The organism is Pseudomonas sp. SP16.1 (assembly GCF_052682975.1).
In genome coordinates this window covers 1,519,773-1,543,336 of sequence record NZ_JBQYFZ010000001.1, presented here as the reverse complement: position 1 = coordinate 1,543,336, position 23,564 = coordinate 1,519,773, and the positions used below count along the sequence as shown (strand labels likewise).

Below are 23,564 nucleotides of genomic sequence, written 5' to 3'. Positions count from 1 at the left end.
ACCATGCATATAGGTTTTCTCGGTCTCGGCAACATGGGCGGCCCCATGGCCCGCAACCTGCTCAAGGCCGGCCATAGCGTCACCGTCTACGATCCCGCCGCCGCAGCGGTAGCCGCACTGGTGGAGGCCGGCGCCCACGCCGCCGCCTCGCCCGCCGCGGTGGCCCAGGCGCCGGTCGCGGCCATAGTCACCATGCTGCCGGCCGCCGCCCAGGTGAAACAGGTCTACCTCGGCCAGGACGGCCTGCTCGCCCACGTCGCCAAGGGCGTGCTGCTGATCGACAGCTCCACCATCGACCCACTCAGCGCCCGCGAGGTGGCCGCCCGCGCCGCCGCCCAGGGCAACCCGATGCTCGATGCGCCGGTCTCCGGCGGCACCGGCGGCGCGGCGGCCGGCACCCTGACCTTTATGGTCGGTGGCGAGGCGGCGGACTTCGACCGCGCCGGGCCGATCCTCGCTGCCATGGGCAAGAACCTGGTGCACTGCGGCGCCAGCGGCAACGGTCAGGTGGCGAAGATCGCCAACAACCTGCTGCTGGGCATTTCCATGGTCGGCGTCGCCGAGGCCATGAGCCTGGGCGTGGCGCTGGGGATGGATGCCAAGGTGCTGGCCGGCATCATCAACACCTCCAGCGGCCGCTGCTGGAGCTCGGAGATCAACAACCCCTACCCCGGCGTGCTGGACAACGCCCCGGCCTCGCGCGGCTACAGTGGCGGTTTCGGCGCCGAGCTGATGCTCAAGGACCTGGGCCTGGCCACCGAGGCGGCCAAGCATGCGCGCCAGCCGGTGCTGCTCGGCGCCGCGGCGCAGCAGCTGTACCAGAGCCTGAGCCTCAAGGGCCATGGCGGCCTGGATTTCTCCGCCATCATCAAGCTGTACCAGCAGGATCAGCCGGCATGAGCGGCGCCGAGCAGCAGATCCTGGTGGCCGTGCGCAACGGCGTCGGCCACCTGACGCTCAACCGTCCGGCCGGGCTCAACGCGCTGACCCTGGTGATGGTGCGCCAGCTGCAGAGGCAGCTGGACGCCTGGGCGCAGGATGCGGCGATTCGCGCCGTGGTGCTGCGCGGCGTCGGCGACAAGGCCTTCTGCGCCGGCGGCGATATCCGCGCGCTGTACGACAGCCAGCGCAGCGGCGACGACCTGCACCTGCGCTTTCTCGAAGAGGAATACGCCCTCGACCAGTGCCTGCACGCCTACCCCAAGCCGGTGCTGGCGCTGCTCGACGGCTACGTGCTCGGCGGCGGCATGGGCCTGGCCCAGGCCGCCTCGCTGCGGCTGGTCACCGAGCGCACGCGCATGGCCATGCCCGAGGTCGGCATCGGCTTCTTCCCCGACGTCGGCGGCAGCTATTTCCTGCCGCGCCTGCCCGGCGAGCTGGGCCTGTACCTGGGCGTCAGCGGCGTGCAGATCGGCGCCGGCGATGCGCTCTATAGCGGGCTGGCCGACCATTTTCTGGCCAGCGAACGGCTCGGCGAACTGGACGCCCGTCTCGACCGCCTGTCCTGGAGCAACTCGCCCGAGGACGACCTGCGCGCCCTGCTCGCCGAATTGGCCAGCGGCGAACTGCCGGACGCCGAGTTGAAAAGGCTGCGCCCGGCCATCGACCGCTGCTTCGCCGCGCCCGATCTGCCGGCGATCCTCGCCGCGCTGCAGGCCGAACGGCAGGAGAATGCCGGCGCCTGGGCCGAACGCACCCTGCAGCTGCTGGCCAGCCGCTCGCCGCTGGCCATGGCGGTGACCCTGGAGCTGCTGCGCCGCGGTCGCCAGCTGGACCTGAGCGACTGCTTCGCCCTGGAGCTGCACCTGGATCGCCAGTGGTTCGCCAAGGGCGACTTCATGGAAGGCGTGCGCGCGCTGATAATCGACAAGGACAAGACGCCGCGCTGGAACCCGCCGAGCCTGGCCGAGCTCCCGCCCGCGCGGGTGCAGGCCTTCTTCGCCGGCTTCCAGCCCGGCCAGGCCGGCGTAGGGTGCGCCGCGCGCACCAGCTGCCATTAGGAGCGTGAACATGCACGATATCGAACTAAGCGAAGACCAGCGGATGATCCGCGACATGGCCCGCGACTTCGCCCGCAGCGAGGTGGCGCCGCACGCCCAGGCCTGGGAGAAGGCCGGCTGGCTGGACGACGCCGTGGTGGCGCAGATGGGCGAGCTGGGCCTGCTCGGCATGGTGGTGCCGGAGCAATGGGGCGGCAGCTACACCGACTACGTCGCCTATGCCCTGGCCGTGGAGGAAATCTCCGCCGGCGATGGCGCCCTCGGCGCGCTGATGAGCATCCACAACTCGGTGGGCTGCGGCCCTCTGCTCGGCTACGGTAGCGAGGAGCAGAAGCAGCGCTGGCTGGCCGAGCTGGCCAGCGGCCAGGCCATCGGCTGCTTCTGTCTGACCGAACCGCAGGCCGGCTCCGAGGCGCACAACCTGCGCAGCCGCGCCGAGCTGGTGGACGGCCAATGGCTGCTCAACGGCGCCAAGCAGTTCGTCAGCAACGGCAAGCGCGCCAAACTCGCCATCGTCTTCGCCGTCACCGACCCGGAGCTGGGCAAGAAGGGCCTGTCGGCCTTCCTGGTGCCCACCGACACCCCGGGCTTCGTGGTCGAGCGCAGCGAGCACAAGATGGGCATCAAGGCCTCCGACACCTGCGCGGTGACCCTGCAGGACTGCCGCATCCCGCAGGAAAACCTGCTCGGCGAGCGCGGCAAGGGCCTGGCCATCGCCCTGTCGAATCTCGAAGGCGGGCGCATCGGCATCGCCGCCCAGGCCCTCGGCATCGCCCGCGCGGCCTTCGAGGCGGCGCTGGGCTATGCGCGCGAGCGCATCCAGTTCGGCAAGCCGATCGCCGAGCACCAGAGCGTGGCCAATCTGCTGGCCGACATGCACACCCGGCTCAACGCCGCGCGCCTGCTGATCCTGCATGCCGCCCGGCTGAAGAGCGCCGGCCTGCCCTGCCTGTCGGAGGCCTCGCAGGCCAAGCTGTTCGCCTCGGAGATGGCCGAGAAGGTCTGCTCGCAGGCGGTCCAGATCCACGGCGGCTACGGCTACCTGGAGGATTTCCCGGTGGAGAAGTACTACCGCGACGCGCGCATCACCCAGATCTACGAGGGTTCCAGCGAGATCCAGCGCCTGCTGATCGCCCGCGAGCTGGCCCACTACCCGCTGTAGAAGACGTTGGCCAAAGCGCTCGGCCAAGCCGAGCGCTGTCGACCTAGGTTTTCCTCAACCGGGGCGCCATGCTGGGCGCCCTTCCCGCCCGATCGCACGACCTAGCCGCCATGCCCGCCAGCCAACGCCGCCCCGATCCCTCGCGCTACCAGGACACGCGCCTCAAGGCGCTGGAGCTGTTCGCCCGTCGCGGTTTCAGCCGGGTCAGCATGCGCGACCTGGCCGAGCACCTGGGCATCGCCGCCGGCTCGCTGTACAACCATATCGAGAGCAAGGAAGCGCTGCTGTTCGAGCTGATCGAGGAGCTCTACGAGGAGCTGCTGCATGGCGCCCAGCAGGTCAGCCGCCAGGCCGCCACGGCACCGGCGCGGCTGCGGGCGCTGGTCGAGGCGCATCTGCAGCTGCACGGGCGCATGGCGGCGCACTTTCGTCTCGCCGAGTACGAGAACCATTGCCTGAACGACGAGCAGCGGGCCCGAATCGACGAACTGCGCGCAGGCTACCAGCGGTTGCTGATCGCGGCCGTCGAGCAGTGCAACGGACGCTCGCTGGGTGATGGCGAATGCGCGGCACTGGGCGGCATCATCGCCCTGCTCAACCAGTTGCCGGCCTGGATCGACGCGCCGCAGCTGAGCGTCCAGGCCCGCCAGGCGCTGCTGCAGGACATGGCGCAGGGCGCGTTGCGCGGCGCCCTGGGCACTTGGCGAGACTGAACTCAGCGGCTTTCGGGGATTTCCAGCAAGGCCGCGCGGCAGCGCTCTTCGGCGGTGTCCAGCTCGAGCTGCATCTGCTGGATGTCGAGCAACTGCTGCTCCAGCTGCAGGCGCCGCTCGGCGATCTTGCCCAGCATGATGTTGAGCTGATTGCGATTGTCGCCCTGCGGGTCGTACAGCTCGATCAGGCTCTTGCACTCGGCCAGGGAGAAGCCGATGCGCTTGCCGCGCAGGATCAGCTTCAGCGCCACGCGATCCTTGGGCGTATAGATGCGCTCCTGGCCGCGGCGGGTCGGCGAGAGCATGCCCTGCTCCTCGTAGAAGCGGATGGTGCGCGTGGTCACGTCCAGCTCACGGGCCAGTTCGGAAATGCTGTAGGTCTTGGCGGCCATGGCGGTTATCCCTCGAAGATGACGGCGCGGACGAGGCCGCGTGGCCGGCACGCTAGCAAGTCCTTACGTTAACGTCAACGCAGCACGGCACCGCGCCAGCAGGCTGCGCCGCGGCTGAAAAACTTCGCCCCGGGACGGAGTTCCTGCACGGTTACCGCCTGCCCCGCGGCGAATGGCGGCAACGCCATAACCACGGATGCCAGAAAAAAACGGGCCCCGCAGGGCCCGAAATGCTTCACGAGGAGCAGTGCAACGCAAGTCTTACCAGAGCGGCAAGCTGTAGCTGACGATGAAACGGTTCTCGTCCAGGTCCGGGCCGAAGTTGCTGCGCGTGGTGGCGTTGCGCAGCTTCAGGCCGAGGTTCTTCAGCGGGCCGCCCTGTACCACGTAGGCCAGGTCGGTGTTGCGTTCCCAGGTCTTGCCTTCGCTCTGTCCGGCGCCGCGGTCGACGTTGTCGCCGGACAGGTAGCGGGTCATCAGGCTCAGGCCGGGCACGCCGACGCTGGCGAAGTCGAAGTCGTAGCGCAGCTGCCAGGAGCGCTCGTCCTGGTTGCCGAAGTCGTTGATCTGCACCAGGTTGACCAGCGCGTTGTCGGAGCCGGCGATATAGGCGAAGCCGGTGTCGCCGGACAGGTGCTGGTAGCCGGCGGTGAAGCCGTGGCCGCCGAGGCGGTAGGTGAACAGCGCGCCGAAGGCGTCGTTGTCGACGTTGCTGCCGCCGTCGTCGCTGGAGCGCGCGTAGCGGATGTCCGACTTGAAGCTGCGCCCCTCGCCCAGCGGCAGCTGGTGCACCAGGTTGACCAGGTGCTGCTTATAAATACCGTCGAGGCCGCCGTAGTAGTAGCTGGTGGCAAGCTCGGGTGTCCACTGGTAGCGGCCGCCGGCGAAGAGGAACTCGTCGCTGGTCGTATCCTTGCCCAGCACGATGTTGCGCTTGCCGAGGTTGAACACGGTCATCTCCTGGTTATCCGAGGAGTCGCGCTGGTTGACCCGGTCGATATAGCCGAGGTCGAGGCTCAGGCCTTTCACCTCGTTGCTATTCAGCCAGGCGCCGCGGAAGGTCTGCGGCAGCAGGCGGCTGTCGTTGCGCATCAGCGCCGGCAGCACCGGCTGCAAGGTGCCGAGCTTGAGGGTGCTGTTGGAGGCGCGCAGCTTGGCGGTCAGGCCGGCCTCGCCGTATTCGTCCTGGGCGCGCTTGGGCGCATCGCGGTCGCTCTTGAGGATGCCGGTGCCGACCCGGTCCGGGCTGGAGTCGAGCTTGATGCCGAGCAGGCCGATGGCGTCGATGCCGAAGCCGACGGGGCCCTCGGTGTAGCCGGACTCGAAGCGCAGCATGAAGCCCTGCGCCCACTCCTCGGCCTTGCTCTGTGCCGCGCCGCTCTGGCGGAAATCGCGGTTCATGTAGAAGTTGCGGGTATCGAGCACGGCCTTGCTGTCGTCGACGAAGGCGGCCGAGGCCGGGGCACTGAACGCCAGGGCCGCGGCCAGGGCGGACGGCAGGAACAGCTGGGTGGGACGAAGTTGGTACATGGCTCTCTCTTCTTGTTGGTTGGGCCGCGCCGTCTCCCAGACAGCCCACGGCGGCGTGACCCGGCGAAGGCCGACGGAGCCGGCCCGTTAGCCACGGTTCTGGCCGTGGCGGTTAATCGGCGAACGCAGGCCCGCGCCGCGGACCGACGTCCGCGCCGTGAGCGCTACGGGCGTGTGGCTAGAAGTTGCGGCGGGCCAGCTTGAGCACCCAGCCGACGATGCCGACGCGAAACAGCAGCACGCAGATGACGAAGATCACCCCGAGGATCACATGCACCCATTCGCCCAGCGGGCCGTTGGACAGGTAGCTCTGCAGGGTGACCACCACGCCGGCCCCGACCAGCGGACCGAGCAGCGTGCCGACGCCGCCGAGCAGGGTCATCAGGATCACCTCGCCGGACATGTGCCAGTGCGCGTCGGTCAGCGAGGCGAGCTGGAACACCACGGTCTTGGTGGCGCCGGCCAGGCCGGTCAGCGCGGCGGAGAGGACGAAGGCCAGCAGCTTGTGCGCATCGACGTTGTAGCCGAGCGAGACAGCCCGCGGTTCGTTCTCGCGGATCGCCTTGAGCACCTGGCCGTAGGGCGAGTGGATGGTGCGCTGGATGACCGCGAAGCCGAAGACGAACACCGCCAGCACGAAGTAGTACAGGGTCAGGTTGTCGCTCAGGTCGAACAGCCCCAGCAACTTGCCGCGCGGCACCCCGTGCAGGCCGTTCTCGCCGCCGGTGAACGGCGCCTGGACGTAGAGGAAGAACACCAGCTGCGCCAGGGCCAGGGTGATCATGGCGAAGTAGATGCCCTGGCGTCTGATCGCCAGCAGGCCGAAGCCCAGCCCGAGCAGGGTCGAAGCCAGGGTGCCGGCGAGGATGCCCAGCTCGGTGCCCAGCCCGCTGTGCTGGCTGAGCAGATAGCCGGTGACGTAGCCGCCGGTGGCGAGGAACGCCGCATGGCCGAACGACAGCAGGCCGGCGTAGCCGAGCAGCAGGTTGAAGGCGCAGGCGAACAGGGCGAAGCACAGCAGCTTCATCAGGAACACCGGGTACACCGCCAGCGGCGCGACCAGGGCGACGCCCAGCAGCGCCAGGTAGAACCAGCGCTGGCGCCGCGCGGCGGCATGGCGGCGCTCGCGCACAGCCCGCGGTGGCTGCGCCACCGGCGCCGGCTTGATCTGCAGACTGGTCATGCTCATGCCTCCTTACCGAAGAGTCCCGCGGGACGGGTCAGCAGCACCAGCACCATCACCAGGAACACGATGGTATTGGCCGCCTCGGGGTAGAACACCTTGGTCAGCCCCTCGATCAGGCCCATGGCCAGGCCGGTGACGATGGCGCCCATGATCGAGCCCATGCCGCCGATCACCACCACGGCGAACACCACGATCAGCAGGTTGGCGCCCATGGTCGGGGTGACCGAGTAGATCGGCGCCGCCAGCACCCCGGCGAAGGCCGCCAGTGCCGCGCCGTAGCCGTAGGTCAGGGTGATCAGCAGCGGCACGTTGATGCCGAAGGCCTGCATCAGCTTGGGGTTCTCGGTGCCGGCGCGCAGGTAGGAGCCGAGTCGGGTGCGCTCGATCATGTACCAGGTGCCCAGGCACACCAGCACCGCCGCCACCACCACCCAGGCGCGGTAGGTGGGCAGGAACATGAAGCCGAGGTTGTAGCCGCCCTTGAGTTGCTCCGGCATCGGGTAGGACAAGCCGGAAACGCCGAACAGCTTGACGAAGCTGCCCTCGACGATCAGCGCCAGGCCGAAGGTCAGCAGCAGGCCGTAGAGGTGATCCTCCCCGGCGATGCGCCGCAGCAGGCCGCGCTCGATCGCCATGCCGAGGGCGCCGACCAGCAGCGGCGCCAGTACCAGGGCGACCCAGTAGTTGACGCCCAGGTAGCCCAGGCCGAGCACCGCGGCGAAGGCGCCGAGCATGTACTGCGCGCCGTGGGCGAAGTTGATGATGCGGAGCAAGCCGAAGATGATCGCCAGGCCCAGGCTGAGCAGGGCGTAGAAGGCGCCGTTGATCAGGCCCAGGAGCAGCTGGCCGAGCAGCACGCTCAGGGGGATGCCGAGTACCATTGTCATGAGTGTTCACCCGCTGGAAGTCCGTGACACCCGGCCGCCGGCGGCCGGGTGATGGCGCCGCTCAGTTCTTCGCCAGCAGCTTGCACTGGCTTTCGGCCGCCGGCCGGAAGGCCTCGTCACCGGGGATGGTGCGCACGATCTCGTACAGGTCCCACTCGCCCTTGGACTCGGCCGGACTCTTGACCCGGGCCAGGTACATGTCGTGGACCATGCGCCCGTCCGCGCGGATACGGCCGTTCTTGGCGAACATGTCGTTGACCGGGGTGGCCGCCATCTGCGCGCGCACGGTCTGCGTGTCGTCGCTGCCGCTGGCCTTGATCGCGTTGAGGTAGTGCAGGGTGGCCGAGTAGATGCCGGCCGGCACCATGCCCGGCATCTTGCCGAAGCGCGCGTGGTAACGCTGGGCCCAGGCGCGGGCGTCCTCGTTCATGTCCCAGTACCAGCCGGTGGTCAGCATCAGTCCCTGGGTCACGTCCAGACCCATGGCGTGGATGTCGTTGAGAAACACCACCATACCGGCCAGCTTCTGCCCGGACTGGGCGACGCCGAACTGGCTGGCGGTCATCAGCGAGTTGACCGTGTCGGCGCCAGCGTTGGCCAGGGCGATCACGTCGGCCCCCGAGCCCTGGGCCTGGAGAATGTAGGAGGAGAAGTCGCTGCTGGGGAACGGGTGGCGCACCTTGCCCAGCACCTTGCCACCGTCGCCCTCCACCACCTTGGTGATGTCGTTCTCCATGGCGTGGCCGAAGGCGTAGTCGGCAGTCAGCACGAACCAGCTCTTGCCGCCGTCGGCCAGCACCGCCTTGGCCGTGCCGTTGGCCAGGGCGTAGGAGTCGTAGGTCCAGTGGATATGGTTGGGCGAGCAGAATTCGTTGGTCAGGCTGGAGGCCGCCGCACCGGAGATCAGCGCCAGCTTGCCGGACTGCTCGACCACCTTGCTCGCCGCCAGCACCACCGAGGAGGCGACCATGCCGGTGACCATGTCGACGTTGCGCTCATCGACCCACTGGCGCACGGTGTTGGCGCCGACGTCCGGCTTGTTCAGATCGTCGGCGCTGAATACCACGATCTTCTTGCCGTCGACCTGGCCGCCGAAATCCTCGATGGCCATCTTCAGCGCCTCCAGGCCACCCGGGCCGGAGAGGTCGCGGTAGGTGCCGGACATGTCGGCCAGGTAGCCGATGCGGATTTCGTCGTCGCTGATCTGCGCCTGGGCGGCGCCGGCGAACAGGCTGGTGGCGAGGATGACGCTTGCAGTCTTCTGGAACGGATTCATCTGGTTACCTTCCGATTATTGTTGTTGTACGGGCGAAGCAACCCCGAGCCGACGAGCCCAAGCGCGCCGTGCTGCTTACTGCGGGGAAACGGATTAGACGCCTAGGCAGCGGTTGAGCAGGTCCTGCTTGGCCTCCAGCTCGGCGGCGGCGATCTCCTCGACTATCTGGCCGTGATCCATCAGGTAGTGGCGGTCGGCCAGCGGCGCGGCGAAGCGGAAGTTCTGCTCCACCAGAACGATGGTCAGCCCCTTGCGTTTGAGCTTGACCAGCACCTCGGCGAGCTTCTGCACTATCACCGGGGCCAGGCCCTCGGTGATCTCGTCGAGCAGCAGCAGGTTGGCGCCGGTGCGCAGGATGCGCGCCATGGCCAGCATCTGCTGTTCGCCGCCGGACAGCCGGGTGCCCTGGCTGAAGCGCCGCTCGTAGAGGTTGGGGAACATCTCGTAGATCTCGTCCAGGCTCATGCCGCCGCTGCGCACCATGGGCGGCAGCAGCAGGTTTTCCTCGACGTTGAGGCTGGCGAAGATGCCACGCTCCTCCGGGCAGTAGCCCACACCCAGGCGCGGGATCAGGTGCGCGGCGATGCCCAGGGTCTCGTTGCCGTTGACCACGATCGAGCCGGTGCGCCGGCCCACCAGGTTCATGATCGCGCGCAGCGTGGTGCTGCGCCCCGAGCCGTTGCGACCGAGCAGAGTCACCAGCTCGCCGCGGCGCACCAGCAGGTCGATGCCGTGCAGGATGTGCGACTCGCCGTAGAAGGCGTGCAGGTCGCTGACCCGCAGCTGTTCGTATTCGGGCACGTGCAGGCTGGTCATGGCTGCACCTCCGCGACTGCCGCTTCGCTGCCCAGGTAGGCCTCGCGCACCAGCGGGTCGGCCGATACGCTGGCGTAGTCGCCCTCGGCGAGGATGGCGCCGCGCGCCAGCACGGTGATGCGGTCGCACAACTGGCTGACCACGCTGAGGTTGTGTTCGACCATCAGCACGGTGCGCCCCACCGCGGCGCGACGCACCAGGCCGATGACCATCTCCACGTCCTCGCCGCCCATGCCCTGGGTCGGCTCGTCGAGCAGCAGCACGCTGGGATCCAGCGCCAGGGTGGTGGCCAATTCCAGGGCACGCTTGCGGCCGTAGGGCAGCTCCACGGTCAGGGTATCGGCGAACTCCAGCAGGCCGACCTCCTCGAGCATCTGCCGGGCGCGCTCGTCGAGCGCGCGCAGGCTGCGTTCCGACTTCCAGAAGTGAAAGGAATTGCCCAGCCTGCGCTGCAGCGCCACGCGCACGTTCTCCAGCACGCTCATATGACCAAACACCGCGGAAATCTGGAAGGAGCGGACCAGGCCGAGCCGGGCGATCTCGTTGGGCTTGAGACCGGTGATCGGCCGGCCCTGGTAGAGGATCTCGCCGCGGCTGGGGGCGAGGAACTTGGTGAGCAGGTTGAACACCGTGGTCTTGCCGGCGCCGTTGGGCCCGATCAGCGCATGGATATGCCCTTGCCTGACCCGCAGATCGACCGCATCAACCGCGGTGAAGCCGCGGAATTCCTTGGTCAGGCCGCGTGTTTCCAACACGAACTCTGGTGACATGTGGAGCCCTCTAACCTTGATTGTTGTTATTCGGTTATGGCGCTGCAGAAGTTATTACCTTTACGTAAACGACAACATCATACAAAAGTCTAATTCTGACTTTTCGGTCGCATACGGACGCAAAAACGGGAAGGCGATCACACCACCCTGCCCCGCGCTTGCTGGCGGCTACACCCGGCCGCCAAGCTGGGACCGAGTATAGGCAGGCGCGGATGAATTAATACCGGACAAAAAAGCTGGTTGGTTATGCAGAAATATCGCAACCGCGGCGACAGGCAGGCGCCGCGATCTCAGCGCGGCACCCGCCCCATCAGGTAGAACTCCTCGTTCGGCGGCGTGCCGGCCAGGGTCACCAGGCGATTGGACAGGCCGAAAAAGGCGGCGATGGCGCCGATGTCCCAGATGTCGTCGAGGTCGAAGCCGACCGCCTGCAGGCGCGCCTGCCAGTCGTCGTCGAGGCCGCCGCGCTCGAGGCCGACGTGCAGGGCGAAGTCGAGCATCGAGCGCTGGCGCTCGGTCAGCGCCGCGCTGCGATGGTTGATCGCCAACTGGTCCGCCAGCAGCGGGTCCTTGGCGTAGATGCGCAGCAGCGCGCCATGCGCCACCACACAGTACAGGCAGCCGTGGCGGGCGCTGATCGCGACCACGATCATCTCCCGCTCCGCCGGGGTCAGGCTGGCGGATTCACGCGTCATCAGCGCGTCGTGATAGGCGAAGAAGGCGCGGAACTCCTCCGGCCGGTGCGCCAGCATCAGGAACACGTTGGGCACGAAGCCGGCCTTTTCCTGCACGGCGAGGATGCGCTCGCGCAGGTCCTGCGGCAGTTCGTCGAGCGAGTCGGGGATGGGAAAGCGGCTGATCGCGGCGTTCATGGGAGGTTCCTTATGGTGGTCGTGGTCCCGCAAGCCTGATCCTATTGCCAGCGAGCCGACGCCAGCGGGCCAGACGCCCGCGTCGGGACGCTGGATCGCCTGCTCGCGGGAGTTGACAGGCGGCGAAGTCACCTTTACGTTAACGTAAAGCAGCGAAACCTGCCAACCTGTACCCATCGCCCCGCCGATAACGACAATCAAGGTGCCCCCATGACCTACCCCAGCCTCAACTTCGCCCTCGGTGAAACCATCGACATGCTGCGCGATGCGGTCCACCACTTCGCCCAGGCCGAGCTGGCCCCGCGCGCCGCGCAGATCGACCGCGACAACGAGTTCCCCATGGACATGTGGCGCAAGTTCGGCGACATGGGCCTGCTGGGCATGACTGTCGAAGAGGAATACGGCGGCACCAACATGGGCTACCTGGCCCATGTGGTGGCCATGGAAGAGATCAGCCGCGCCAGCGCCTCGGTCGGCCTGTCCTACGGCGCGCATTCGAACCTGTGCGTCAACCAGATCCGCAAGAACGGCAACCACGAGCAGAAGCTCAAGTACCTGCCCAAGCTGTGCTCCGGTGAGCACGTCGGCGCCCTGGCCATGAGCGAGCCCAACGCCGGCTCCGACGTGGTGTCGATGAAGCTGCGCGCCGAGAAGCGCGGCGACCGCTACGTGCTCAACGGCAACAAGATGTGGATCACCAACGGCCCGGACGCCAACACCTACGTGATCTACGCCAAGACCGACGTCAACGCCGGCTCGCGCGGCATGACCGCCTTTATCGTCGAGCGCGACTTCAAGGGCTTTTCCCGCCACCAGAAGCTGGACAAGCTGGGCATGCGCGGCTCCAACACCTGCGAGCTGGTGTTCGAGGACTGCGAGGTGCCGGAAGAGAACATCTTAGGCGTCGAAGGCGGCGGCGTGCGCGTGCTGATGAGCGGCCTGGACTACGAGCGCACCGTGCTCTCCGGCGGCCCCACCGGGATCATGAGCGCCTGCATGGACGTGGTGCTGCCCTACGTGCACGAGCGCCAGCAGTTCAAGCAGTCGATCGGCGAATTCCAGCTGGTGCAGGGCAAGCTGGCCGACATGTACGCCGGCATGAACGCCTCCAAGTCCTACCTGTACAACGTGGCCAAGGCCTGCGACCGCGGCGAGGAATCGCGCAAGGACGCCGCCGCGGTGATCCTCTACACCGCCGAGATGGCCACCAGGATGGCCCTGGACACCATCCAGCTGCTCGGCGGCAACGGCTACACCAACGAATACCCGGCCGGCCGCCTGCTGCGCGACGCCAAGCTCTACGAGATCGGCGCCGGCACCAGCGAGATCCGCCGCATGCTGATCGGCCGCGAGCTGTTCAACGAGACCAAATAAGGCGTTTGCCAGACGTAGGGTGGAAAACCGCGAAGCGTTTTCCACCAAAGCCGGTGGATGGATAAAGCACCATCCACCCTACGGATTACGGTATCGGAGTCACTGATGGCCATCCTGCACACCCAGATCAATACCCGCTCCCCGGAGTTCGCCGCCAATAGCGCGGCCATGCTCGAGCAGGTCGCCGACCTGCGCGCCCTGCTCGCCCGTCTGCACGAAGGCGGCGGCGAGAAGGCCCAGGCGCGCCATACCGCGCGCGGCAAGCTGCTGCCGCGCGAACGCATCAACCGCCTGCTCGATCCCGGCTCGCCGTTCCTGGAAATCGGCCAGCTCGCCGCCCACGAGGTGTACGGCGAAGAGGTGCCCGCCGCCGGGGTGATCGCCGGCATCGGCCGGGTCGAAGGCGTCGAGTGCATGATCGTGGCCAACGACGCCACGGTAAAAGGCGGCAGCTACTACCCGCTGACCGTGAAGAAACACCTGCGCGCCCAGGCCATCGCCCGCGAGAACCGTCTGCCGTGCATCTACCTGGTGGACTCCGGCGGCGCCAACCTGCCGCGCCAGGACGAGGTGTTCCCGGATCGCGAACACTTCGGTCGGATCTTCTTCAACCAGGCCAATATGAGCGCCATGGGCATTCCCCAGATTGCAGTCGTGATGGGTTCGTGCACTGCCGGCGGCGCCTATGTACCGGCGATGAGCGACGAGACCATTATGGTGCGCAACCAGGCCACCATTTTTCTCGCCGGCCCGCCGCTGGTAAAGGCCGCCACCGGTGAAGTAGTGAGCGCCGAGGAGCTGGGCGGCGCCGATGTGCACTGCAAGACCAGCGGCGTGGCCGACCACTATGCCGACGACGACGAACACGCCCTGGCCCTGGCCCGGGGCAGCATCGCCAACCTCAACTGGCGCAAGCTCGGCCAGCTCGATGCCCGCGCGCCCATCGCCCCGCGCTACCCGGCCGAGGAGCTGTACGGGGTGATCCCGGCGGACGCCAAGCAGCCGTTCGACGTGCGCGAGGTGATCGCGCGTATCGTCGACGACTCGCAGTTCGATGAATTCAAGGCGCTGTTCGGCACCACCCTGGTCTGCGGCTTCGCCCGCATCGACGGCTACCCGGTGGCGATCCTGGCGAATAACGGCATCTTGTTTGCGGAGTCGGCGCAGAAAGGCGCGCACTTCGTCGAACTGGCCTGCCAGCGCGGCATTCCGCTGCTGTTCCTGCAGAACATCACCGGCTTTATGGTCGGCAAGAAATACGAGGAAGGCGGCATCGCCAAACACGGCGCCAAGCTGGTCACCGCCGTGGCCTGCGCCCAGGTGCCGAAGTTCACCGTGATCATCGGCGGCAGCTTCGGCGCCGGCAACTACGGCATGTGCGGCCGCGCCTACGACCCACGCTTCTTGTGGATGTGGCCCAACGCCAAGATCGGCGTGATGGGCGCGCAGCAGGCCGCCGGCGTGCTGGTGCAGGTCAAGCGCGAGCAGGCCGAGCGCGCCGGTCAGCACTATTCGGACGAGGATGAACAGCGCCTCAAGCAGCCCATCGTCGAGCAGTACGAGAAGCAGGCGCACGCCTACTACTCCAGCGCCCGGCTGTGGGACGACGGCGTGATCGACCCGGCGCAGACCCGCGAGGTGCTGGCCCTGGCGCTGTCGGCCAGCCTCAACGCACCGATAGAGCCGACCCGCTTCGGCGTGTTCCGTATGTAATCCGTGGGAGGGGCTTCAGCCGCGACAACCGCGCTACAGGTCGCGGCTAAAGCCCCTCCCACACCGAATCCAATGTATCGGTGCGCGCAGCGCCCCCTACGGAATGACCATGACCGACTTCACCACCATCGAGCTTGAAAAAGACCCGCGCGGTTTCGCCACCCTGTGGCTCAACCGCCCGGAGAAGAACAACGCCTTCAACGCCGCGATGATCCGCGAGCTGATCCTCGCCCTCGACGCCGTCGGCGAGGACAAGAGCCTGCGCTTTTTGCTGCTGCGCGGCCGCGGCAAGCACTTTTCCGCTGGCGCCGACCTGGCCTGGATGCAGCAGGCCGCAGGGCTCGACTACAACGCCAATCTGAGCGACGCCCGTGAGCTGGCGGAGCTGATGTACAACCTGGCCGCCCTGAAGATCCCCACCCTGGCCGTGGTGCAGGGCGCGGCCTTCGGTGGCGCGGTGGGCCTGGTCAGTTGCTGCGACATGGCCATCGGCACCGAGGACAGCCTGTTCTCCCTGTCCGAGGTGCGCATCGGCCTGGCCCCGGCGGTGATCAGCCCCTTCGTGGTCCAGGCCCTGGGCGAGCGCGCGGCCAAGCGATACGCGCTGACTGCCGAGCGCTTCGACGGCCTGCGCGCTCGCGAGCTGGGCCTGCTGGCCGAAGCCTGCCCGGTCGCCGAGCTCGATGCCCAGGCCGAGGCCTGGATCGCCAACCTGCTGCAAAACAGTCCGCAGGCCATGCGCGCCAGCAAGGACCTGCTGCGCGAAGTCGGCAGCGGCGAACTGACGCCGGCCCTGCGCCGCTATACCGAGAACGCCATCGCCCGTCTGCGCGTCAGCGCCGAGGGCCAGGAAGGCCTGCGGGCATTTCTGGAAAAACGCACGCCCGCCTGGCAGGAGCAACAAGCATGAACCTCAAGCCTATCGACACCCTGCTGGTCGCCAACCGCGGCGAGATCGCCTGCCGCGTGATGCGCACGGCCAAGGCCATGGGCATCCGTACCGTGGCGGTGCACAGCGCCATCGACGCCACGGCCCGGCACGTGCGCGAGGCCGACCTGGCGGTGAACCTGGGCGGCGCCAAGCCGGCGGAAAGCTACCTGCTGATCGACAAGCTGATCGAAGCGGCCAGGGCCAGCGGCGCCCAGGCCATCCACCCCGGCTACGGTTTTCTCTCGGAAAACGCCGGCTTCGCCCGCGCCATCGAAGAAGCCGGGCTGATCTTCCTCGGCCCGCCCGCCTCGGCCATCGACGCCATGGGCAGCAAGTCGGCGGCCAAAGCACTGATGGAGGCCGCCGGCGTACCGCTGGTGCCCGGCTATCACGGCGAAGCGCAGGATATCGACACCTTCCGCCAGGCCGCCGAGCGCATCGGCTACCCGGTGCTGCTCAAGGCCGCCGCCGGCGGTGGCGGCAAGGGCATGAAGGTGGTCGAGCGCGAAAGCGAGCTGGCCGAGGCCCTGGCCAGCGCCCAGCGCGAGGCGCAGTCGTCGTTCGGCGACTCGCGCATGCTGGTGGAGAAGTACGTACTCAAGCCGCGCCACGTAGAGATCCAGGTATTCGCCGACCAGCACGGCCACTGCCTGTACCTGAACGAGCGCGACTGCTCGATCCAGCGCCGCCACCAGAAGGTGGTCGAGGAAGCCCCCGCCCCCGGCCTGTCACCCGAACTGCGCCGCGCCATGGGCGAGGCGGCGGTCAAGGCGGCGCAGGCCATCGGCTACGTCGGTGCCGGCACCGTGGAGTTCCTCCTGGACGAACGTGGCGACTTCTTCTTTATGGAGATGAACACCCGCCTGCAGGTGGAACACCCGGTCACCGAGCTGATCACCGGCCTCGACCTGGTGGCCTGGCAGATTCGCGTCGCCCGCGGCGAGGCGCTGCCGATTACGCAGGATCAAGTGCCGCTTAACGGCCACGCCATCGAGGTGCGCCTGTACGCGGAAGACCCGGACCACGACTTCCTCCCGGCCACCGGCACCCTGCAGTTGTACCGCGAAGCCGCCGCCGGCCCCGGCCGGCGTACCGACAGCGGCGTGGCCCAGGGCGATGTGGTCTCGCCCTTCTACGACCCCATGCTCGGCAAGGTCATCGCCTGGGGCGAGAACCGCGAGGAAGCGCGCCTGCGCCTCTTGGCCATGCTCGACGAAACCCTGGTCGGCGGGGTCAAGACCAACCTGGCCTTCCTGCGTCGCGTGCTGGCCCACCCGGCCTTTGCCGCCGCCGAACTGGACACCGGCTTTATCCCGCGTCACGAGGCGCAGCTGCTGCCGCCGGTCAGCGAACTGCCGGAGGCCTTCTGGCAGCTGGCGGCCGATGCCTTTATCCAGAGCGAAGCCGCGCGCCATCGCGCCGACGATGCCCATTCGCCCTGGGCCGCGCGCAGCGGCTGGCGCAGCGGCGGCCCGGCGGAGATCGAGCTGCACCTGAGCTGCCAGGGCAGCAGCCGCAAGGTGCGCGCCAGCGGGCAGGCACAGCTGCAGGGCGACTGCCTGCTGGTGCCCGGCGCGGCGCAGCAGCGCCTGCCCGCGATCCGCCAGGGCGACACCCTGTACCTGCAGTGGCAGGGCGAACTGCACGCGGTCAGCCGCTTCGACCCGATCGCCGCCGCCGAGGCCAGCCATCATCAGCACGGCGGCCTGACCGCGCCGATGAACGGCAGCATCGTCCGCGTGCTGGTCGAGCCAGGCCAGGTCGTGGAGGCCGGCACCGCCCTGGTGGTGCTGGAGGCGATGAAGATGGAACATAGCATCCGCGCCCCCGAGGCCGGTACGGTCAAGGCCATCTATTGCCGCGAAGGCGAGCTGGTCAGCGACGGCGCGGTACTGGTGGAACTAGAACCGTAGGGTGGGCTTCAGCCCACCGATTCGGGACAATCCTGCGTAGGCTATGTGCAACCCACCAGACCGTCCTGACGGGTTGCACCCGCCCTACGCTTCTACCCAAAGCCTACTGTCCCTATCGATAACCCACGGAGAAACGACATGTCCCTGCCCCGCTCCGTACGCCTGGTCGAAGTCGGCCCGCGCGACGGCCTGCAGAACGAGAAACAGCCGATCAGCGTGGCCGACAAGGTGCGCCTGGTGGACGACCTGAGCGCCGCCGGCCTCGGTTACGTCGAGGTCGGTAGCTTCGTCTCGCCCAAGTGGGTGCCGCAGATGGCCGGCTCCGCCGAGGTGTTCGCCGCCATCCAGCGCAAGCCTGGCGTGACCTACGCCGCGCTGACGCCGAACCTGAAGGGCTTCGAGGCCGCGCTACAGGCCGAGGTCGAGGAGGTGGCGGTGTTCGCCGCCGCCAGCGAGGCCTTCTCGCAGAAGAACATCAACTGTTCCATCGCTGAGAGCCTGGAGCGCTTCGTGCCGCTGATGGACGCGGCCAAGGCAGCGAACGTCCGCGTGCGTGGCTACGTGTCCTGCGTGCTCGGCTGCCCCTACGATGGCGAGATCGACCCGGCCCAGGTTGCCAGCGTGGCCAAGGAGCTCTACGCCATGGGCTGCTACGAATTGTCCCTGGGCGACACCATCGGCACCGGCACGCCGGGCAAGACCCGCCACCTGCTCAACGTGGTCGGCCGCGACATTCCCCGCCACCTGCTGGCCGGGCACTTCCACGACACCTACGGCCAGGCCCTGGCCAATATCTACGCCAGCCTGCTCGAAGGCATCAACGTGTTCGACAGCTCGGTCGCCGGCCTCGGTGGCTGCCCCTATGCCAAGGGCGCGACCGGCAACGTCGCCACCGAGGACGTGCTCTACATGCTGCAGGGTCTGGGCATCGACACCGGTATCGACATGGACAAACTGATCGCCGCCGGCCAGCGCATCTGCGAGGTGCTGGGCAAGGCCAACGGCTCGCGGGTGGCGCGGGCACGCCTGAGCCGATAAGCGCCGTAGGGTGGATGACGCTCTTCTCATCCACCGTTGTGGTGGATCGGTGAAGCGTGATCCACCCTACGTTTCGCGCCAATTGCCGCGGTCGCGTCACGGCGGCAAAAGGTCGGCAGCGTGGCGATAAGCGTCGCTGCGTATCAAGGCAACCCCGTTCGCTTGCGCTAGGGTAGAAGGTACCCACAAGCAACGACGAGGACCGGCCATGCAGCAGCCTCTCTGGACGCCCTCCGCCGAGCGCATCGCCGCCAGCCGCATGGACGCCTTCCGCCGCCAGGTCAACCAGCGCCACGGCCTCGAGCTGGCCGACTATCCGGCCCTGCACGCCTGGAGCATCGAACAGCGCGAGGCCTTCTGGCAGGCGATAGTCGAGTTCTTCGAGATCCGCTTCAGCACGCCTGCCGAGCGGGTACTGCGCGAGGGCCCGGTGATGCCCGATGCCGACTGGTTCCCCGGCGCCCGGCTGAATTTCGCCGAACAGCTGCTGCGCCGCCGCGACGAGCATCCGGCGCTGGTGGCCGTCGGCGAAGACGGCAGTCGCGAGCAGCTCAGCTACCTGGAGCTGGCCGAGCACGTCGCCGGCCTGCAGCGCAGCCTGCGTGACGCCGGCGTAGGCCTCGGCGACCGGGTCGCGGCCTTTATGCCCAACACCTGGCAGACGGTGGTCGGCATGCTCGCCGTCAGCAGCCTCGGCGCCACCTGGTCGTCCTGCTCGCCGGACTTCGGCACCCAGGGGGTGATCGACCGCTTCGGCCAGATCGAACCCAAGGTGCTGATCGCCGCCGCCGGCTACCGCTACGCCGGCAAGAACCTCGACCTGACCGCCAAGCTGGGTGAAATCCTCGAACGCCTGCCGAGTCTGGAGCAACTCATCGTCGTGCCCTATTCCCGGCCCGAGGCGAAGCCCGCCGACTTCAGCACCCAGGCCCGAGTGGCGCTATGGCAGGACGTCTACCGGCCCGGCGGCGAGCCAGTTTTCACCCAGGTTCCCTTCGACCAGCCGCTGTACATCCTCTATTCCAGCGGCACCACCGGCGTGCCCAAGTGCATCGTCCATGGCGTGGGCGGCACCCTGCTGCAGCACGTCAAGGAACTCGGCCTGCACACCGACCTGACGGCCGATGACTGCCTGTTCTACTACAGCACCTGCGGCTGGATGATGTGGAACTGGCTGGCCTCCGGCCTGGCCCTCGGCGCCACCCTGGTGCTGTTCGACGGCTCGCCCTTCCATCCGGGGCCCGAACGCCTGCTGGAGCTGATCGACGCCGAGGGCATCAGCATCTTCGGCACCAGCGCCAAGTACCTCGCCGCACTGCAGAAGGCTGGCGCCAGGCCGCGCGAAACGCACCGCCTGGAACGGCTCAAGACCATCCTCTCCACCGGCTCGCCGCTGGCCCACGAGAGTTTCGACTTCGTCTATCGCGACTTCAAGGCAGAGCTGTGCCTGTCGTCGATCTCCGGCGGCACCGATATCGTCTCCTGTTTCGCCCTCGGCAACCCGACCCTGCCGGTATGGCGCGGCGAGCTGCAGTGCAAGGGCTTGGGGATGGACGTTCAGGTGTGGAACGAGAGCGGCCGGGCGGTCGTCGGCGAGAAAGGCGAGCTGGTCTGCGCCCGGCATTTTCCCTCGATGCCGCTGGGCTTCTGGAACGACGAAGGCGGCGAGAAATTCCGCGCCGCCTACTTCGCCACCTTCCCCGGCGTCTGGGCCCACGGCGATTACGCCGAGATCACCGCACACGGTGGCCTGGTGATCCATGGCCGTTCCGACGCAGTGTTGAATCCGGGCGGAGTGCGGATCGGCACCGCGGAGATCTACCGCCAGGTGGAGAAGGTGCCGCAGGTGCTCGAATCCATCGCCATCGGCCAGGACTGGGGCGGCGACGTGCGCGTGGTCCTTTTCGTCCGCCTGCGCGCGGGCGTCGAACTGGACGAGGCGCTGCAGGCCGAAATCCGCCGGGTGATCCTGAGCAACACCACCTCGCGTCACGTCCCGGCGAAGATCATTGCCGTGGCCGATATCCCCCGCACCATCAGCGGCAAGCTGGTGGAGCTGGCGGTGCGCAACGTCGTTCACGGGCGCCCGGTGAAGAACACCGACGCCCTGGCCAACCCGCAGGCGCTGGAGCTGTTCCGCGACCTGCCGCAACTGCAGTGCTGAGCGCCCGGCCATGAGCAAAGCCCCGCCCGCCACGCCCGCCGACAAGGCTCCGGTGCGCCTCAAGTTACGCCGGGTGGCCATCGACACCTACCGCGAGAACGTCGCCTACCTGCACCGCGACTGCGCCGCCTGCCGTGCCGAGGGTTTCCAAGCCCTGGCCAAGGTGGAGGTCCGCGTCAATGGCCGGCGCATCCTCGCCAGCGTCAATCTGGTGGACGACCCGGCGATCGTCGCCTGCGACGAGCTGGGCTTGTCCGAGGACGCCTTCGCCCAGCTCGGCGCGGCCGCCGGCGATGCGGCCGCCATCGCCCAGGCCGAGCCGGCCGCCTCGATCCCCGCGCTGCACCGCAAGATCGCCGGCGAGCGCCTGACCCGCGACGATTTCCAGGCCATAGTGCGCGACATCGCCGAGCACCGTTACTCGAAGATCGAGCTGACCGCCTTCGTCGTCGCCTGCAACCAGGGCGAGCTTGACCGTGAAGAGGTGTACTTCCTCAGCGACGCCATGGGGCGTGTAGGACGCCGCCTGGACTGGCACGAGCCGCTGGTGGTGGACAAGCACTGCATCGGCGGCATTCCCGGCAACCGCACCTCCATGCTGGTGGTGCCCATAGTGGCCGCCCACGGCATGCTCTGCCCGAAGACCAGCTCGCGGGCGATCACCTCGCCGTCCGGCACCGCCGATACCATGGCGGTGCTGGCCAATGTCGAGCTGCCGTTCGAGCGTTTGGCGCAGATCGTGCGCGCCGAGCGCGGCTGCCTGGCCTGGGGCGGTTCCAGCGACCTGTCGCCGGCCGACGACGTGCTGATCTCGGTGGAGCGTCCGCTGTCGATCGACTCGCCGGGGCAGATGGTGGCCTCCATCCTGTCGAAGAAGATCGCCGCCGGCTCCACCCACCTGCTGCTCGACATCCCCCTCGGCCCCAGCGCCAAGGTCCGCTCGATGGGCGAGGCGCAGCGCCTGCGCCGGCTGTTCGAGTCCGTCGCCACGCGCCTGCGCCTGACCCTAGACGTGGTCATCAGCGACGGCCGCCAGCCGGTGGGCAACGGCATCGGCCCGGTGCTGGAGGCGCGCGACGTGATGCGCGTGCTGCAGAACGATCCGGATGCCCCCCACGACCTGCGCCAGAAGGCCCTGCGCCTGGCCGGGCGCATGCTCGAGTTCGACCCCGACGTGCGCGGCGGCGACGGCTATGCCATCGCCCGCGACATCCTCGACTCCGGCCGCGCCCTGGAGAAGATGCAGGCGATCATCAGGGCCCAGGGCGGCCACCCCTTCGACCACCACAACCCGCCGCTGGCGGCGCTGACCTTCGAAGTGCCGGCCGAGCGCGATGCGGTGGTCACCGGCATCGACAACCTGCAACTGGCGCGCATTGCCCGCCTGGCCGGCGCGCCCAAGGTAGCGGGCGCCGGCGTCGACCTACTGCGCAAGCTCGGCGAGCCGGTGCGCGCCGGCGACAGCCTGTACCGCGTGCACGCCGGCTACCCCGCGGACCTGAGCTTCGCCCGCCAGGCCAGCGAACGTGCCAGCGGCTTCAGCCTGGGCCGACCGGACCAGGTGCCCAACGTCTTCGTGGAGTTCTGATGGACAGTCTGCTGCTGTATTTCGACGACGAACAGGCTGCCGCCCTGCGCCTGGCCGCGGCCTGCGGCCTGCCGGCCGCAGCGGTGGAGCGGCACCGCTTTCCCGACCAGGAACTGCGCCTGCGCCTGCCCCGCGACGGCCGCCTGCCGCCGCAACTGGTGCTCTACCGCGGCCTGGACCGGCCCAACGAGAAGCTGGTGGAACTGCTGCTGGTGTGCGGCGAGGCCCGCCGCCTGGGCGCGCAGCGGCTGATCCTGGTCAGCCCCTACCTCGCCTACATGCGCCAGGACATCGCCTTCCGCCCCGGCGAGGTGGTCAGCCAGCAGGTGGTCGGCCGTTTCCTCGCCGAGCTGGTGGACGCGCTGATCACCGTCGATCCGCACCTGCACCGCATCGAGCGGCTGCAACAGGCCGTGCCGCTGACCGAGGCAGTCAGCCTCTCCGGGGCGCCGGCGCTGGCCCGGCTGATCACCCGCGAGCGCCCGCAGGCGCTGCTGCTCGGCCCGGACGAGGAAGCCGCCCAGTGGGTGGCGGCCGCGGCCGCCGGACAGGGCTTCGAACACGGCGTATGCCGCAAGGTACGCCACGGCGACCGCCAGGTGGCGATCAGCCTGCCGGCGCTGGAGGTAGCCGACCGTGCGGTGGTGCTGCTGGACGACGTGGTCAGCTCGGGCCACACCCTGGCCCAGGCCACCCGCCTGCTGCTGGCGGCCGGCGCCGCCTCGGTGGATGTCGCGGTGACCCACGCGCTGTTCGCCGATGACGCCCTGGCGCTGCTGCACGCCAGCGGCGTAGGCCAGGTATGGAGCAGCGACTGCATCGCCCACCCGAGCAATGCAGTGGCCATGGCCGGCGAGCTGGCGGCGGCGCTACGGCCACTGCTGCGCACCTGAAGGTGGCGACAGCGGCGCTGCAGCCTATACCGATGCACGCCCGTAGCAGCGGAAACCCGCCGTGCCACTGCCCTGCTGCGTAGCCCTGCTCTGCCTGGCCGGCGCCAGCCCGGCCGAACAGTTCGTGGGCCTTTATATACCGGCGGCACCGCCCCTGACCCGCGTCGACGTCGAGGGCGGCCATGCCATGCTCGGCGACGTGACCCTGGCCACCCCGGCCCGCTACCTGCCCGAACTAGTCGATCCCTAGGCACGCGACCGAGCATCGCAACGACTTTCGGCCCATCCGCAGTGGGCCATGCGGAGCGCTGATACAGATGTTTTTATCCCGCCCTGTAACAATCCG

The 23,564-nt window shown here is 68.2% G+C and carries 21 protein-coding genes; 13 read left to right on the top strand and 8 right to left on the bottom strand.

The features are described 5' to 3' along the window. The first annotated feature begins 3 nt into the window (after positions 1-3). From mmsB to ACUTAF_RS07480, 4 genes are all read left to right on the top strand, one after another. A complete protein-coding gene (gene mmsB, locus ACUTAF_RS07495; protein WP_445579380.1) occupies positions 4-900 on the top strand; it encodes a 3-hydroxyisobutyrate dehydrogenase in 897 nt (298 codons plus the stop codon). Further along, positions 897-2,000, top strand: a complete 1,104-nt coding sequence (locus ACUTAF_RS07490; protein ID WP_445579379.1) for an enoyl-CoA hydratase/isomerase family protein — start codon at positions 897-899, stop codon at positions 1,998-2,000. The genes mmsB and ACUTAF_RS07490 overlap by 4 nt, the downstream gene beginning before the upstream one ends. Before the next feature lie 10 nt (positions 2,001-2,010). Then, the gene (locus ACUTAF_RS07485) at positions 2,011-3,162 is read left to right on the top strand and encodes an acyl-CoA dehydrogenase family protein (RefSeq protein ID WP_445579378.1); all 1,152 of its coding nucleotides are present in this window, start codon (positions 2,011-2,013) and stop codon (positions 3,160-3,162) included. A 110-nt stretch (positions 3,163-3,272) separates the two neighbouring features. After that, a complete protein-coding gene (locus tag ACUTAF_RS07480; RefSeq protein ID WP_445579377.1) occupies positions 3,273-3,875 on the top strand; it encodes a TetR/AcrR family transcriptional regulator in 603 nt (200 codons plus the stop codon). 2 nt (positions 3,876-3,877) lie between these two features. On the opposite strand, the gene ACUTAF_RS07475 is transcribed toward ACUTAF_RS07480, so the two are convergent. The 8 genes from ACUTAF_RS07475 to ACUTAF_RS07440 form a co-directional block, all read right to left on the bottom strand. Continuing rightward, positions 3,878-4,267 (bottom strand): MerR family transcriptional regulator, encoded by a 390-nt coding sequence (locus ACUTAF_RS07475; RefSeq protein WP_445579376.1) that lies wholly within the window; start codon positions 4,265-4,267, stop codon positions 3,878-3,880. Between the two features lie 261 nt (positions 4,268-4,528). Next, the gene (locus ACUTAF_RS07470) at positions 4,529-5,797 is read right to left on the bottom strand and encodes an OprD family porin (protein ID WP_445579375.1); all 1,269 of its coding nucleotides are present in this window, start codon (positions 5,795-5,797) and stop codon (positions 4,529-4,531) included. Between the two features lie 178 nt (positions 5,798-5,975). Further along, positions 5,976-6,980 (bottom strand): branched-chain amino acid ABC transporter permease, encoded by a 1,005-nt coding sequence (locus ACUTAF_RS07465; protein ID WP_445579374.1) that lies wholly within the window; start codon positions 6,978-6,980, stop codon positions 5,976-5,978. Positions 6,981-6,982: 2 nt separating this feature from the next. Next, on the bottom strand, positions 6,983-7,870 hold the full coding sequence (locus ACUTAF_RS07460) for a branched-chain amino acid ABC transporter permease (protein ID WP_445579373.1): 888 nt from the start codon (positions 7,868-7,870) through the stop codon (positions 6,983-6,985). Positions 7,871-7,931: 61 nt separating this feature from the next. Further along, the gene (locus tag ACUTAF_RS07455; protein ID WP_445579372.1) at positions 7,932-9,146 is read right to left on the bottom strand and encodes an ABC transporter substrate-binding protein; all 1,215 of its coding nucleotides are present in this window, start codon (positions 9,144-9,146) and stop codon (positions 7,932-7,934) included. A 93-nt stretch (positions 9,147-9,239) separates the two neighbouring features. Next, positions 9,240-9,962 (bottom strand): ABC transporter ATP-binding protein, encoded by a 723-nt coding sequence (locus ACUTAF_RS07450; RefSeq protein WP_021442393.1) that lies wholly within the window; start codon positions 9,960-9,962, stop codon positions 9,240-9,242. Continuing rightward, positions 9,959-10,732: an ABC transporter ATP-binding protein gene (locus ACUTAF_RS07445; RefSeq protein ID WP_445579371.1), complete on the bottom strand. Its 774-nt coding sequence runs from the start codon at positions 10,730-10,732 to the stop codon at positions 9,959-9,961. The genes ACUTAF_RS07450 and ACUTAF_RS07445 overlap by 4 nt, the downstream gene beginning before the upstream one ends. Positions 10,733-11,022: 290 nt before the next feature. After that, on the bottom strand, positions 11,023-11,604 hold the full coding sequence (locus ACUTAF_RS07440; protein ID WP_445579370.1) for a peroxidase-related enzyme: 582 nt from the start codon (positions 11,602-11,604) through the stop codon (positions 11,023-11,025). A gap of 210 nt (positions 11,605-11,814) precedes the next feature. Here ACUTAF_RS07440 and ACUTAF_RS07435 point away from each other — a divergent pair, with 210 nt between their 5' ends. The 9 genes from ACUTAF_RS07435 (at position 11,815) to ACUTAF_RS07395 (ending at position 23,468) form a co-directional block, all read left to right on the top strand. Then, on the top strand, positions 11,815-12,978 hold the full coding sequence (locus ACUTAF_RS07435) for an isovaleryl-CoA dehydrogenase (protein WP_445579369.1): 1,164 nt from the start codon (positions 11,815-11,817) through the stop codon (positions 12,976-12,978). Between the two features lie 105 nt (positions 12,979-13,083). Then, positions 13,084-14,691 carry a carboxyl transferase domain-containing protein gene (locus ACUTAF_RS07430; RefSeq protein ID WP_445579368.1) on the top strand — a complete coding sequence of 536 codons (1,608 nt, stop codon included), beginning with the start codon at positions 13,084-13,086 and terminating at the stop codon, positions 14,689-14,691. Positions 14,692-14,800: 109 nt separating this feature from the next. Next, positions 14,801-15,601, top strand: coding sequence for a gamma-carboxygeranoyl-CoA hydratase (locus ACUTAF_RS07425; RefSeq protein ID WP_445579367.1), 801 nt, complete (start codon positions 14,801-14,803; stop codon positions 15,599-15,601). After that, positions 15,598-17,535: an acetyl/propionyl/methylcrotonyl-CoA carboxylase subunit alpha gene (locus ACUTAF_RS07420; RefSeq protein ID WP_445579366.1), complete on the top strand. Its 1,938-nt coding sequence runs from the start codon at positions 15,598-15,600 to the stop codon at positions 17,533-17,535. The genes ACUTAF_RS07425 and ACUTAF_RS07420 overlap by 4 nt, the downstream gene beginning before the upstream one ends. Before the next feature lie 138 nt (positions 17,536-17,673). Continuing rightward, positions 17,674-18,573: a hydroxymethylglutaryl-CoA lyase gene (locus tag ACUTAF_RS07415; RefSeq protein WP_445579365.1), complete on the top strand. Its 900-nt coding sequence runs from the start codon at positions 17,674-17,676 to the stop codon at positions 18,571-18,573. Positions 18,574-18,781: 208 nt separating this feature from the next. After that, positions 18,782-20,737 carry an acetoacetate--CoA ligase gene (locus tag ACUTAF_RS07410; RefSeq protein WP_445579364.1) on the top strand — a complete coding sequence of 652 codons (1,956 nt, stop codon included), beginning with the start codon at positions 18,782-18,784 and terminating at the stop codon, positions 20,735-20,737. Positions 20,738-20,747: 10 nt separating this feature from the next. Further along, a complete protein-coding gene (locus ACUTAF_RS07405) occupies positions 20,748-22,325 on the top strand; it encodes a thymidine phosphorylase family protein (protein ID WP_445579363.1) in 1,578 nt (525 codons plus the stop codon). Next, the gene (locus tag ACUTAF_RS07400; protein WP_445579362.1) at positions 22,325-23,218 is read left to right on the top strand and encodes a ribose-phosphate diphosphokinase; all 894 of its coding nucleotides are present in this window, start codon (positions 22,325-22,327) and stop codon (positions 23,216-23,218) included. The genes ACUTAF_RS07405 and ACUTAF_RS07400 overlap by 1 nt, the downstream gene beginning before the upstream one ends. 61 nt (positions 23,219-23,279) lie before the next feature. Next, complete coding sequence (locus ACUTAF_RS07395; RefSeq protein WP_445579361.1) at positions 23,280-23,468, top strand: hypothetical protein; 189 nt, start codon at positions 23,280-23,282, stop codon at positions 23,466-23,468. Positions 23,469-23,564: the final 96 nt, after the last annotated feature.

Excerpts from the sequence above, each read along its gene's own strand:
- ACUTAF_RS07470 (WP_445579375.1), bottom strand. The coding sequence starts at position 5,797 with ATGTACCAACTTCGTCCCACCCAGCTGTTCCTGCCGTCCGCCCTGGCC.
- ACUTAF_RS07445 (WP_445579371.1), bottom strand. The coding sequence starts at position 10,732 with ATGTCACCAGAGTTCGTGTTGGAAACACGCGGCCTGACCAAGGAATTC.
- ACUTAF_RS07465 (WP_445579374.1), bottom strand. The coding sequence starts at position 6,980 with ATGACCAGTCTGCAGATCAAGCCGGCGCCGGTGGCGCAGCCACCGCGG.
- ACUTAF_RS07410 (WP_445579364.1), top strand. The coding sequence starts at position 18,782 with ATGCAGCAGCCTCTCTGGACGCCCTCCGCCGAGCGCATCGCCGCCAGC.
- ACUTAF_RS07475 (WP_445579376.1), bottom strand. The coding sequence starts at position 4,267 with ATGGCCGCCAAGACCTACAGCATTTCCGAACTGGCCCGTGAGCTGGAC.
- ACUTAF_RS07425 (WP_445579367.1), top strand. The coding sequence starts at position 14,801 with ATGACCGACTTCACCACCATCGAGCTTGAAAAAGACCCGCGCGGTTTC.
- ACUTAF_RS07490 (WP_445579379.1), top strand. The coding sequence starts at position 897 with ATGAGCGGCGCCGAGCAGCAGATCCTGGTGGCCGTGCGCAACGGCGTC.
- ACUTAF_RS07460 (WP_445579373.1), bottom strand. The coding sequence starts at position 7,870 with ATGACAATGGTACTCGGCATCCCCCTGAGCGTGCTGCTCGGCCAGCTG.
- mmsB (WP_445579380.1), top strand. The coding sequence starts at position 4 with ATGCATATAGGTTTTCTCGGTCTCGGCAACATGGGCGGCCCCATGGCC.
- ACUTAF_RS07435 (WP_445579369.1), top strand. The coding sequence starts at position 11,815 with ATGACCTACCCCAGCCTCAACTTCGCCCTCGGTGAAACCATCGACATG.
- ACUTAF_RS07430 (WP_445579368.1), top strand. The coding sequence starts at position 13,084 with ATGGCCATCCTGCACACCCAGATCAATACCCGCTCCCCGGAGTTCGCC.
- ACUTAF_RS07450 (WP_021442393.1), bottom strand. The coding sequence starts at position 9,962 with ATGACCAGCCTGCACGTGCCCGAATACGAACAGCTGCGGGTCAGCGAC.
- ACUTAF_RS07400 (WP_445579362.1), top strand. The coding sequence starts at position 22,325 with ATGGACAGTCTGCTGCTGTATTTCGACGACGAACAGGCTGCCGCCCTG.
- ACUTAF_RS07415 (WP_445579365.1), top strand. The coding sequence starts at position 17,674 with ATGTCCCTGCCCCGCTCCGTACGCCTGGTCGAAGTCGGCCCGCGCGAC.
- ACUTAF_RS07485 (WP_445579378.1), top strand. The coding sequence starts at position 2,011 with ATGCACGATATCGAACTAAGCGAAGACCAGCGGATGATCCGCGACATG.
- ACUTAF_RS07405 (WP_445579363.1), top strand. The coding sequence starts at position 20,748 with ATGAGCAAAGCCCCGCCCGCCACGCCCGCCGACAAGGCTCCGGTGCGC.
- ACUTAF_RS07440 (WP_445579370.1), bottom strand. The coding sequence starts at position 11,604 with ATGAACGCCGCGATCAGCCGCTTTCCCATCCCCGACTCGCTCGACGAA.
- ACUTAF_RS07455 (WP_445579372.1), bottom strand. The coding sequence starts at position 9,146 with ATGAATCCGTTCCAGAAGACTGCAAGCGTCATCCTCGCCACCAGCCTG.
- ACUTAF_RS07420 (WP_445579366.1), top strand. The coding sequence starts at position 15,598 with ATGAACCTCAAGCCTATCGACACCCTGCTGGTCGCCAACCGCGGCGAG.
- ACUTAF_RS07480 (WP_445579377.1), top strand. The coding sequence starts at position 3,273 with ATGCCCGCCAGCCAACGCCGCCCCGATCCCTCGCGCTACCAGGACACG.